12 protein-coding genes are annotated in these 11,369 nt (G+C 70.7%); 5 read left to right on the top strand and 7 right to left on the bottom strand.

Going from position 1 to position 11,369, the window contains the following annotated elements; genetic code table 11:
- The first annotated feature begins 107 nt into the window (after positions 1 to 107).
- Together KIK09_RS47815 and KIK09_RS47820 are read left to right on the top strand one after the other, a co-directional pair.
- Positions 108 to 1,208 carry a hypothetical protein gene (locus KIK09_RS47815; protein WP_214326223.1) on the top strand — a complete coding sequence of 367 codons (1,101 nt, stop codon included), beginning with the start codon at positions 108 to 110 and terminating at the stop codon, positions 1,206 to 1,208.
- Positions 1,205 to 2,170 carry an SIS domain-containing protein gene (locus KIK09_RS47820; RefSeq protein WP_214326224.1) on the top strand — a complete coding sequence of 322 codons (966 nt, stop codon included), beginning with the start codon at positions 1,205 to 1,207 and terminating at the stop codon, positions 2,168 to 2,170. The genes KIK09_RS47815 and KIK09_RS47820 overlap by 4 nt, the downstream gene beginning before the upstream one ends.
- On the opposite strand, the gene KIK09_RS47825 is transcribed toward KIK09_RS47820, so the two are convergent.
- Complete coding sequence (locus KIK09_RS47825) at positions 2,146 to 3,438, bottom strand: alpha/beta hydrolase family protein (protein WP_214326225.1); 1,293 nt, start codon at positions 3,436 to 3,438, stop codon at positions 2,146 to 2,148. The two genes, KIK09_RS47820 and KIK09_RS47825, sit on opposite strands and share 25 nt — an antisense overlap.
- A gap of 122 nt (positions 3,439 to 3,560) precedes the next feature.
- Here KIK09_RS47825 and KIK09_RS47830 point away from each other — a divergent pair, with 122 nt between their 5' ends.
- Together KIK09_RS47830 and KIK09_RS47835 are read left to right on the top strand one after the other, a co-directional pair.
- Positions 3,561 to 4,640 (top strand): sensor histidine kinase, encoded by a 1,080-nt coding sequence (locus KIK09_RS47830; protein WP_308164734.1) that lies wholly within the window; start codon positions 3,561 to 3,563, stop codon positions 4,638 to 4,640.
- On the top strand, positions 4,637 to 5,302 hold the full coding sequence (locus tag KIK09_RS47835) for a response regulator (protein WP_214326227.1): 666 nt from the start codon (positions 4,637 to 4,639) through the stop codon (positions 5,300 to 5,302). Before KIK09_RS47830 ends, KIK09_RS47835 begins: the two co-directional genes overlap by 4 nt.
- Here the strand turns inward: KIK09_RS47835 and KIK09_RS47840 are convergent.
- Entirely contained in the window at positions 5,292 to 5,849 is a 558-nt protein-coding gene (locus tag KIK09_RS47840; protein WP_214326228.1) for a TetR/AcrR family transcriptional regulator, read from the bottom strand. The genes KIK09_RS47835 and KIK09_RS47840 overlap by 11 nt on opposite strands.
- 84 nt (positions 5,850 to 5,933) lie before the next feature.
- Here KIK09_RS47840 and KIK09_RS47845 point away from each other — a divergent pair, with 84 nt between their 5' ends.
- Positions 5,934 to 6,329, top strand: coding sequence for a hypothetical protein (locus KIK09_RS47845; protein ID WP_214326229.1), 396 nt, complete (start codon positions 5,934 to 5,936; stop codon positions 6,327 to 6,329).
- Between the two features lie 52 nt (positions 6,330 to 6,381).
- On the opposite strand, the gene KIK09_RS47850 is transcribed toward KIK09_RS47845, so the two are convergent.
- The 5 genes from KIK09_RS47850 to KIK09_RS47870 form a co-directional block, all read right to left on the bottom strand.
- On the bottom strand, positions 6,382 to 6,651 hold the full coding sequence (locus tag KIK09_RS47850; RefSeq protein ID WP_214326230.1) for a hypothetical protein: 270 nt from the start codon (positions 6,649 to 6,651) through the stop codon (positions 6,382 to 6,384).
- 481 nt (positions 6,652 to 7,132) lie between these two features.
- Positions 7,133 to 7,678 (bottom strand): GTP-binding protein, encoded by a 546-nt coding sequence (locus tag KIK09_RS47855; protein WP_214326295.1) that lies wholly within the window; start codon positions 7,676 to 7,678, stop codon positions 7,133 to 7,135.
- Positions 7,679 to 7,682: 4 nt separating this feature from the next.
- The gene (locus KIK09_RS47860; RefSeq protein WP_250574984.1) at positions 7,683 to 7,997 is read right to left on the bottom strand and encodes a DUF742 domain-containing protein; all 315 of its coding nucleotides are present in this window, start codon (positions 7,995 to 7,997) and stop codon (positions 7,683 to 7,685) included.
- Positions 7,998 to 8,066: 69 nt separating this feature from the next.
- Positions 8,067 to 8,489: a roadblock/LC7 domain-containing protein gene (locus KIK09_RS47865; RefSeq protein WP_214326232.1), complete on the bottom strand. Its 423-nt coding sequence runs from the start codon at positions 8,487 to 8,489 to the stop codon at positions 8,067 to 8,069.
- Positions 8,486 to 11,116, bottom strand: coding sequence for a sensor histidine kinase (locus KIK09_RS47870; RefSeq protein WP_214326233.1), 2,631 nt, complete (start codon positions 11,114 to 11,116; stop codon positions 8,486 to 8,488). The genes KIK09_RS47865 and KIK09_RS47870 overlap by 4 nt, the downstream gene beginning before the upstream one ends.
- Positions 11,117 to 11,369: the final 253 nt, after the last annotated feature.

The raw sequence follows: 11,369 nt of genomic DNA on the forward strand, positions 1-11,369 counted from the left end.
CCAGACCAGGAGTGTTGCAGCAGAAATCAACATGAGCAAGACTTTTCTAGACATTGCTACCAGGAAGTTTGGCCTGACTGTTGAATTCACGTTCAAGATGGGGCAGATTGCTCTCGCTGGGTGAGACGCCCCTTACCGCCCGAGATCGCGGAGTCACCGCGGCTCTCCTCGGGGCCCTCAACAGCGACGTACCGCCGCCCTTCGCCGTCGAGCGGTTTCTGCCGCTGCCCAGCCTCTCGTACGACCCTGAAGATCTCCACATCGGGGGGCAGGTCGAGCGGGGATTCGGCGATCATGTCGATCAGACGAACCACTCGGTGGTGGTGGACGAGCGCGTGGTGGTCAAATGGCTCACGCCGCCGGTGCCGCTGCCGCACCCGGCGCCCGAGCTCATGCGGCACCTCGTTGAGGTGGGCTTCAACGACACAGCCCCGCCTTACGCGGCCTTGACAAGGGTTGAGGAAGATCGGGAGCTCCTGATCGCGCTGGTCACCGGCTACCTTCCCGAGGCCCGCGACGGCTGGGAGTGGTGCGTCGACGAGTGCGAGGCCGGCCGGACCGACTTCGCCGATGACCTCGGTGCCCTGGCGGGCCGCCTCCACCGGGCCCTCGCCATGCTTCCCGCCGCGCCATCACCGAGCGCCGGTACGGCCGGCAGCGGTGCGGCGGCCAGGGCGGACCAGGCGCTGACGGAAGCCCTGGCGCTCACCGACGGCGACGACGGCGAGTGGTTCCGCGGCATCGAGGGAAGACTCCGCCTCGAGCTCGCGCCGCTCGCCATACCCCGCGAAACCCGAGATATCAGGATCCACGGTGACCTGCACGTCGGGCAGATCCTCAAGTGGCGTGACGGGTACGCGGTGATCGACTTCGACGGCAATCCCACGGTCGCCGACGCCGCGCCGTACCAGCCGGCCGCGCGGGACGTGGCGCAGCTGACGACGAGCCTGGAGCACGTGGCGCAGGTGGCGATCAAGCGCAGGGACACCCCCGCGGCCCAGGCCCTGGACTGGGCGCGCGAGGCGCGCGAGCGCATGCTGGCCGCCTACCGCGAGATCGCGGGAGACCTGCTCGACGAGGCGCTGATCAGGCCGTTCGAGGTCGAGCAGGAGTGCCGCGAGCTCATCTACGCCGCCCGCCACCTGCCACGCTGGCGCTACGCCCCGATGGGCGTCCTGCGCACCTGGTATTCCGAGGAGAACCGTTGAAACCCGAGCTGTTCCTGGCCGACCTTGAGGCCAAGCCCGCCGCCCTCGCCGACCTGGCGGCGGGGTTGAGCGCCAACCCGTGGAAGGCGCTGCCCGGCGGCTTCGGCCGGGTGCTGTTCCTCGGCATGGGCAGCTCCCGCTACGCCGCCTCGGTGGCCGCGCTGCGCCTGCGCGCCCGCGGGATCGACGCGCACGCCGAGTACGCCTCGGCCGCCGCGTCCTTCCCACCCGGCCGCGACACGCTGGTCATCCCGATCTCGGCCACCGGCGGCAGCCGCGAGACGCTCGACGCCGCCGCCCGCCACGAGGGCTCCTACCGCGCGGTGCTGACCAACGTGGCCGGCTCCCCCATCACCGAGGGTGCCGACCTGGTGGTGCCGATGCTGGCCGGGGAGGAGCGCGGCGGTGTGGCCTGCCGTACCTTCCAGCACACGCTCGCGCTGCTGCTCGCGCTCGAGGCGCACCTGACCGCCGCCGACCGCGACCTGCCGGCCCTGGTACGGCGGGCCGCCGAGGCCACCGCCGACCTGCTCGACCGGCGCGAGGCGTGGCTCCCCGGCGTCCTCGACCTGCTTGACGGCCCGCACGGCGTCTACACCGTCGCGCCCGCGGAGCACCTGTCGTCGGCCGAGCAGTCGGCGCTGATGTTCCGCGAAGGACCGCGCCGCCCGGCCGACGCCTGCGAGACGGGCGACTGGTCGCACGTGGACGTCTACCTCACCAAGACCCTGGACTACCGGGCGATCCTCTTCCCCGGCTCCGCCTACGACGACCAGGCGATGGACTGGGTGCGGCAACGCGGCTCGACGATCCTCACCGTCGGCGGCGAGCTGCCCGACGCCAGGGCCTCCGTCCGCTACCTGCACGACGACGACCCCGACGTCGCCCTGCTCACCGAGACGCTGGTGGCCGAGCTGGTCGCCGCCCACTGGTGGCTTCACGGGACCAGCAGTCCCCAGTAGAGGGCCCACGGGATGAAGGCGGCGCCGGCCACGGCGGCCACGCGGACCCTGGCGGAAGCCGTACGCCATTTCGCCAGGCACGTCAGCGAGGCCAGCGCGGTGGCGGCGGCGAGCAGCTGCGCGGCCAGCCAGGCGATCGGGCGGTGGAGCAGCAGCGGGCCGGTGGACACGCCCGCGCCGTTGGAGGTCAGCAGCAGGCTCAGCATCGTGTAGACCAGGCCCGCGATCGACAGTGCGCCGCACAGGGCCAGCACCCGGGCGGGCCACGAGCCAGGGCTCCGGCGGCGCACGCCGTACCAGAGGAAGACGAGCAACATCAGCACCATGGCGCCGACCTGCAGCTGCCACGACTCCCACCAGGCCGACGGCGGCGTGTCCACGCTGCGCGCCGGCTGTGCGGGCAGCGGCTGGGCGCTGGAGGCGGGAACGTCGCCGGCGGCTACCCGCCTGACCCAGGAGCCGACGGTCTCGGGGTAGCCGGGGGTGAGCGTGTCGGGTCCCGTGTGCAGGGCGTGCGGGGCGCCGGGGAAGAACTTGACGGTCAGGCTGGTGTGCACGCCTGACAGGAACCGCTGCGCGCTCTCGGCGGGCATGACCTGGTTGTCCTGCGCGCCCCACAGGGCCAGCACGGGCTGGGTGAGGCTCGCGAGGGTCCTGCTCGGGTCGTAGTGGGCCTCGGGGAAGAGTCCCGCGTCGCCCGCGAGCCGGTGGAAGGTGCGGGCGTAGGCCGTGCGCAGCGAGCCCTGGACGCCGGACCTGTCAACCTTGTTGGTGGCGTTCCACGACTGGGTGCGCAGCGGCGACAGGCCTGGCCCGCCCACCGTGACCAGGAACTCCACGTCCTTGGCGCGGGAGGCCGCGATCGGGGCCACCCAGCCGCCCTCGCTCAGGCCCCAGATCCCGGCGTGGCCCACGGCCGGTTGGCGCTTGAGCACGGCGAAGGCCTTCAGCGCGTCGTCGGCCAGTTGCCCGTAGTCCCGGTGCGTCTTGGAGTACCCGGCGCTGCGTTTGTCCGGCGCGAGCACCACCATGCCCTGGCGGGCGAACGCCTCGGCCTCCGCCTTCAGCTCGCGCCAGCTGTTGCCCTGGCCGGAGCCGTGCACCAGGAGCAGGCCTGGCAGCTCGCCCGTCGCGTGGGCGGGGCGGAAGACCTCCCCGCCGAGCCGCTGGCCGTCCGACGTGGTGAAGGTGACGTCGGTGGTCGTCAGCGCGGTGTCGGGGGTGCCGTGCAGGGACAGGGCCAGCAGGGCCGTGGCCATGAGCATCATCGGGGCTTCTCCAGGTAGTGCGTGCCGCATTTGCTGGGATAAGTCTCGAAATTTCGGCCGCAATGGGCATCGCCGGTGTGGGCGATCTGGATGCTCCCCCGCGCGGGGGATACTTGGCGCTTGTGTCCGGATTGCTCCAGAGGCTGCGCGCGCTTCCCCCTGCCGCGGTCGACCTGGCCATCACGCTGGGTGTGCTCATCGGGCTGTCGGTGCCGTTCCTGTACGCGCGGCGGATGTCGGGGCCTGAGCCGTGGACGCTGGCCGAGTACTGGCCGGTCCTGGTCGGCTCGGTGCCGCTGCTGCTGCGCCGCCGCTATCCCTTGGCGGTGTTCGTCGTGGTGGCCGCCGCCTCCGTCGCGTACTCGCTGAGGGATCCGGACGTCCCGCCGCAGCCCGTGCCCTACGGCTGGCTGGCCGGGCTCTTCACGGTGGCCGAGCTGTCGCCGCGCTGGAAGCGGCTGCTCGCGGTGGGGATCAGCCTGGCGCCGGCGGTCACGGTCTCGCCCTCGACGTTCGTGCGCAGCACGCTCACCGCGGTGGCGGCCTACGCGATGGGCAGGGCGGTGGTCAAGCACCGGGAGAACGCTGCCTTGATGGCCGAGCGGGCCGCCGAACGCGAGCGGGCCAGGATCGCCCGCGACATGCACGACATCCTGGCCCACGCGATCAGCATCATGATCGTGCAGGCGGAGGCGGGCCCGTTCGCCGTCCGCGGCTCGCCCGAGCGGGCGATCCAGGCCTTCAGGGCCATCAGCGAGGCGGGCCGCGACGCGCAGGCGCAGCTGCGCCGCATGCTCGACCTGCTCAAGGACGGTGAGATGGGCCGCGAGCCGCAGCCCACCCTCACCGGCGTCCCCGACCTGGTGGCGCGCGTCTCCGCCACCGGTCCCCAGGTACGGCTGGCCGTCACCGGCACCGCCGCCACGCTCCCCGCGGACGCCGAGCTGGCCGCGTACCGGATCGTCCAGGAGGCGCTCACCAACATGGTCAAACACGCCCGCGCCACCACGGGCGAGGTCAGGCTCGACTGGAAGGACGGCGAACTGATGATCACGATCTCCGACGACGGCCGGGGCCCGGGCGGCCACGGTGCGGGACACGGGCTGGTCGGCATGCGGGAGCGGGCCGCGGCCTGCGGCGGGACCGTCACCTACGGCGGCGGTCCCGGCGGGTTCCAGGTCGAGGCGAGGTTGCCGCTATGACGGTCAGCGTCGTCGTGGCGGACGACCAGGAGCTGGTCAGGAGCGGGTTCGCGCTGATACTCGACTCCCAGCCGGACCTGTCGGTGGTGGCCGAGGCGGGCGACGGGCTGCAGGCCGTGGAGGCGGTCCGGCGGCTGGCGCCCGACGTGGCGCTGCTCGACATCCGCATGCCCGGGCTGGACGGGATCGAGGCCGCCAGGATCGTGTGCGCCGAGACGGACACCAAGGTCATCATGCTCACCACGTTCGACCAGGACGACTACGTCTACGACGCCCTCGAGGCGGGGGCCAGCGGGTTCCTGCTGAAGGACGTGCGGGCGGACGACCTGGTGCACGCCGTACGCGTCGCCGTGGCAGGCGAGGCGCTGCTCGCGCCGGCCGTCACGCGGCGCCTGATCGACTCCGTCAGGGCCGCGGGGCGCGCCGCGGTCCTGCCAGGGTCGCTGGACGTGCTGACGGAGCGCGAGCGGGAGGTGCTGACGCTGCTCGGACACGGGCTGTCCAACGCCGAGATCGCGGCGCGGCTGGTGGTCAGCGACCACACGGTGAAGACCCACGTCAGCAACGTGCTGACCAAGCTCGGGCTCCGCGACCGGGTCCAGGCGGTCATCGCGGCCTACGAGACCGGCCTGCTGCGTCCTTCCGGCCGCTTCAGTCGGTGACCTTCTGCACCAGCATCCGCAGCACAGGCCTGGCGGCTTCCTCGACGTCGTCACCGAGCTCCGGGGGCAGGACCCCGTTCAGCCAGAGCGTCGCGAAGCCGTGCGCGATGGACCACGCGGCGATCCCGAAGTGACCTTCACGACTCGGGTCGGCCGTGATGGTCCTGACCCCGCGGGCGAGCTCCTCCGTGGCCCTGTCACGCGCGGCGGTCACCTCGGGGTCGTCGACCCGGTAGAGGTCCGGGCTGTACATGACCTCGAAGTGCGCCCGGTGCTCGACCGCGAAGCGCACGTAGGCCACGCCCGTGTCCAGCAGGTCGTCCCCGGCCGCCGCCAGCGCGTCCGCGAACAGCGCGAAGCCCTCCGCGGCCACCGCCGTCAGCAGGCCCGCCTTGTCCCCGAAGTGGTGCGCGGGCGCCGCGTGGGAGACCCCGGCGCGCCTGGCCAGCTCGCGCAGGCTCCAGCTCGCGATGCCGGACTCGGTTATCGCCTCGACGGCGGCGTCCATGATCACTCGCCGCAGGTTGCCGTGATGGTAGTTCGCCATACCCGCCACCATATCTTGCCATTGACAAGTTCAGGCGCATGAGGCAATCTTGCCATCGACAAGATTTGAGAAAGGAAGCCCGACATGCCAGCTCTCCCGTGGACCCAGCCCAACACCCCCGAGCCCGGCGCCGAGGTCGTGGCCATGGCCTCCAGACTCGAGGTCCGCTCGCTGCTCCAGGTGCCCGGGTTCTTCCTGGCCTCCATGAAGGTGTGGCAGCAGGCGCGCCGCTCCCCCGGCGCCTACGGCCTGGCGCTCAAGGCGGACCTGCTCTCCCGGACGTTCTGGACGGTCTCGGTGTGGCACGACAAGGCGGCCATCCAGGCCTACGCCGCCGCTGAGCCCCACCGCTCGACGATGCGCCGCAAGCGCGCCGTCATGAAGGAGTCCACCTTCACCTTCTGGAACACCCAGGCCGACGGCCGGCCGATCGGCTGGGACGAGGTCGAGCGCCGCATCATCGAGGAGCGCACCCGTTGACCCCGAGCACGCGAAAGGCGCCGCCCCTCACCGGGACGGCGCCTTGTCTCGGTCACTGCTCTTCTGCGAGCAGCCGGTACAGGCTCCTGCGAGCCTCGTCGGCGATGGCCTTGGCCTTCTCGCGCCGCTCCGCGCTGCCGGTACGGCTGGCCTGGACGTAGGCGTCCAGCAACCGCGCCCCGGCCTCACGAACCTGGCGAGCGGCCTCCCAGTCGCCCTCCTCGCCACCGAACCACCGCCGAGCCCCCTCGGGCCCACGGAAGTGGTGTCCCCGCTTGCCGGGGAAGTGCCGATGACCGTGAATCTCCTGTGCGTAACGCATGACTGCGCTCCCTTCGATACGTTCGTCTGCCGACAGCTCGATGCTGTCGTGATACGTCAACGATATATCGATAGCGCGTATTCCGACCACTCTCAAGATCTTTTATACGTTTGGCGGCCCGGACGATCTGGACATGAATCGCCGGACGATCATGACGTCAGACCTCCGGACAATCCTGAGATGAACGTCGCCGGCTTCGTGATCAACCTGGTCCGTGCCGCCGCGCGGGAAGCTTCGCGATGCGGCTGCCGTGCAGGCGCCCATGGCCTAGGCCGTTCGCAGGTCGTCGTGCTCACCACGGCAGGCCGGGCGACGCCTGCGGGGTTGGCGTGGGCGCCAACTCTCAAAAGGCGCGTGAGCGTAGCGAACACCGCGGCTCGGGGTGGGCGTCCGGCGGGTGGGGGTCCAGGTGGGTTTCGGGCGGGCCTCGGAAGAACGTGTGAGCGGAGCGAACGCCTTTGGGCCGTACCGGGAGATGTCGTCAGTAGGCCGTGCGGACCGTGAGAGCGTGTTCGACGAGGGTGATGAGGGCCGACTTGACGGCGTCGCGGGAGCGGGCGTCCGTGCGGACGATCGGGACGTGGGGCGAGAGGGTGAGGGCGTCCCTGACCTCGTTCTCCTGGTGCGGGAAGTGGCCCTCCCAGCCGTTGAGCGCCACGATGAACGGGAGGCGGGCCTCCTCGAAGTAGTCGATGGCGGGGAAGCTGTCGGCCAGGCGGCGGGTGTCGGCGAGGACGACCGCTCCGATGGCGCCGCGCACCAGGTCGTCCCACATGAACCAGAAGCGGTGCTGGCCGGGCGTGCCGAAGAGGTAGAGGATCAGGTCGCGGTCGAGCGAGACACGGCCGAAGTCCATGGCGACCGTGGTGGTCGTCTTGCCGGGCGTGTGGGCCAGGTCGTCCACGCCGCTGGAGGCCTCGGTCATGACGGCCTCCGTGGTCAGCGGCATGATCTCCGAGACCGCGCCGACGAAGGTGGTCTTGCCGACCCCGAACCCGCCCGCGACGACGATCTTCGTGGAGGTCAGCCCGCTAGAGCCTGCGAAGTCCACTGAGCACCCTTTCGAGCAGGCTCCTGTCGGGCAGGCCCGCCTCGAGTTGCGGCTGGTACACGCGGACCAGCCCTTCCGCCTCCATGTCCGCCACGAGCACGCGCGCGACGCCGAGCGGGATGTTCAGCAGCGCCGAGACCTCCGCCACCGACCTGACCTGGCGACACAGCTCGCTGATCGCCCGGTACTCGCGGGTGTAGTTCATGCCGAGCTGGGCCGACGTCGCCGAGGAGACCAACGCCTCCATGGCGAGCCCGCTTCGGGGGGCGGTGCGTCCGCCGGTGACGGCGTACATGCGCACCAGTGAGCTGCGCTCCGCCTCCGGCTCGCCGTCATGCCACGATGCCACGGTCGTCCACTCCCATCACCAGGGGCGCGCTGCTGAGAGCTCCGCTCGTACGGCGGGCGTCAGCACCTGCCCAGCACGCTCAACAAGAATCGTCATCTGGTAGGCCACCAGGCCCATGTCACAGTCGGGGGCGGCCAGAACCGCCAGGCACGAGCCGTCGCTGATGGACATCACCAGCAGCAACCCGCGGTCCATCTCGACGAGAGTCTGGGTGACCACGCCGCCCTCGAAGACCCGGGCGGCGCCCTGGGTGAGGCTGATCAGCCCGGCCGCGATGGCCGCCAGCTGGTCGGCGCGGTCCTTGGGGAATCCGCGGGAGAAGGCCATGGGGAGCCCGTCCGCCGAGACGACCACGGCGTGCGCGACCCCGGGTACCTCCTCGACGAAGCCGCTGACCAGCCAGTTCACATCCCTGGCGGCTTGGCTCAGATCCTTCATTGGTCCTCCTCTAGCTCGGCGCGGCCCTTCCTTACGCCCTGTTGGTAGCTGGAGAGCCGGCTACGCAGTCTGTCGGGAGAGATCGGCTCGGGAGGTGGGGGTGGTGGTGCGGGTGCGGCGGCGCCGGGCACGAGGTTGGCCCGCGGCGTCCGCTTGGGCAGCCCCGAGTTGGTCAGGCCACCGCGGGTGGGCTCGTTGGCGGCCTGGGCGGCCTGCCAGCCGTTGTCCGCGGGCGAGGACCAGGTGTCGTGGCGCTCCTCGGTGGCGGGGGTCGCCTTGGTGAACCAGCTGGAGGACTCGACCGAGGCGTAGATGGGCAGGAACTCGTCCCCGCTCTGGGCCGGCGGCGGCGAGACGGGCGGCGCGGCCGGGGGCGGCGTCGGTGCCGACCGCTGCGGCAGGTCCGAGCCGCCGAACGCCTGCGGCGAGGCCGGCATCCCCGCCGGCGGCGGCATCTCGATCGAGTGGCTGTTGGTGTGCGGCGAGGTGAACCACGACGACGGCGGCGATGACGGCATCGAGGGCATCGACGGCATCGACGGCATCGGCTGCGCGGGATCGTGCGGCAGGTCAAAGCTGTCGAGCGAGGGGTGGTGGCTGTAGGAGACCTGCGCGGGCACCTGCGGGAACGTCACGGGCGGAGGCCCTGCCACGGGGGCGGCCGCGACCGGGGTGAGCAGCACCTCGGGGATCAGCACCATGGCGGTCAGCCCGCCGATGTCCTGCCGGCGCAGCTGGACCCGGATGTTGTGCCGCAGCGCCAGCCGGCCGACCACGAACAGGCCCATCCGCCGCGACACGGACACGTCGACCACGGGTGGGTTGGCCAGACGCCAGTTGGCCTGCGACAGCTCCTCCGGCGTCATGCCGATGCCGTTGTCGGTGACCGAGACCATCAGCCCGCCGCCGTCGATGCGGCTGCTCGAGATGACGACCTTGGTGTCGCGGGAGGAGAAGGAGACCGCGTTCTCGACCAGCTCGGCCAGCAGGTGCACGGCGTCGCTGACGGCCTGGCCGGCGATGGAGGCCTCCGACTGGATCTGGATGCTGACCCGGTCGTAGCTCTCCACCTCGCCCAGGGAGGCCCGCACGATGTCCATCAGCTCGACGGGCTCGCTCCACTTGCGCGCGGCTTCCTGACCAGCGAGAACCAGCAGGTTCTCGCTGTTGCGGCGCATGCGGGTGGCCAGGTGGTCGAGCTTGAACAGGTCGCCGAGGCGGGCGTCGTCGCGCTCGCCGCGCTCCAGGCGCTCGATCAGCGTCAGTTGCCGCTCGACCAGGGTCTGCGACCTGCGTGAGAGGTTGACGAACATCGCGTTGACGTTCGAGCGCAGACGCGCCTCGTCGCCCGCCAGCCGTACGGCTTCGCGGTGCACCTCGTCGAAGGCCCGCGCGACCTCACCGACCTCGTCCCTGGAGAAGATGCCGATGGGCGGCACCTCGGCGTTGACGGCGCCGTCGCGCGACTCGCGCAAGTGCTGGACGAACTCGGGCAGCCGGCGGCCGGCGATCTCCAGCGCCTCGCTGCGCAGCCGGCGCAGCGGCCGCACCAGCGACCTGGCGACGCCGGTGGTGATCAGCAGCACCGCGACCAGCAGGGCGAGCACGGCGCCGGCCACGATGTAGGCGCGGCGCTGCTCGTCGGAGCTGAGCTGCTCGCTTCTGGCCACGATGCCGGAGGCCTGGCGCTGCTCGACGTTGCGCATCGAGTCGACGACCGTGTCGGTGGCCTCGAACCACTCCTTGGCGTCGTTGCCGTGCCTGGGCGTCAGGTCGAGCCCACGCAGCGGCTGGTTGTTGGTGGCCCGGTTGAGTATCAGCTCGCGCAGGAACAGCATCCGGTCGGCGGATCTGCCGTTGACGGTCTCGTCGAAGACGCGCCGCTCGTCGGCGGTGGCCTCGGAGGCGAAGCTCCTGCGCTCGTTGCTCTCGCGCGACAGCTCGCCCAGGAAGCGCTTGAGCTGGTCCTGGTCGAAGGAGCCCGCCACGAGCACGGTGGTGACCATGGCCTGCTGGTAGGAGACGCTCTCCTTGGCCCTGGCCAGCGCGTCGAGCATGCGGGTCTGGCGGAACAGCTCGTCGTCCTGGCTGCCCTTGATCAGCTCGTTGTGCACCGACAGCAGGTCTTCGATGACAGTGGTGTACAGGTCGACGGCGGCCGGTGCGAGCAGGTCGGCGTCGAGTGCCTGCTGGCGCAGTCCGCTCAGGTCGTCGAGCCGGCTCAGCATGGTCTCGAGCTGGTCGCCGGTGCGCCCCGTCACCTCGGCCAGCAGCTGCGTGGTGGTGGAGCGGACCTGCTTGATGGCGCCGTCCACGTTCTGCATCTGCTCGCGGACGACGGGCAGCTCGCTGGCCGGCCTGCGCCGCGCGATGTAGAGGGAGGCCCTGGCTCGCTCACCCGACAGCAGGTGGGTGAGGTTGCCGACCTGGGCGGACAGCTGCGCCAGGCGGTTGGTGCGGGCGTAGTCGGCGGCCGCGCCGGTCGAGGCGAACACCTGGATGCCGCCGAGCAGCACGGCCGCGGCGGTGGGGACGAGAATGAGCGCGACGAGCCGTGCCCGCACACGCCAGTTACGCAGGCGCCAGGTTCCTTCCTCGGCCTGCCTCTCACCCAACTGTGTACTCACCGAACGCAACCTCTCGCCCGAATCGGCGTATATGCAACCCCTTCATGGGGCCCTTGGGAAAATCCAGCAAGTGCGGGTAATTGGAACACATCCCATGCAGGACGGCCAATCGAACATAACGCGACAAAAGTCGAGTGGTGTGACTCTGGAGTAGAGAACCTGGAGCTCCATTTATCGTGATCTTATGGAGAGGATTAACCCATAAAATCCGCACTTGTCCGCTTATGGGCGATTGGCCCGTTCCAAGCCTGTA

The organism is Nonomuraea sediminis, assembly GCF_018531495.1.
Taxonomy (GTDB): Bacteria; Actinomycetota; Actinomycetes; order Streptosporangiales; family Streptosporangiaceae; genus Nonomuraea; species Nonomuraea sediminis.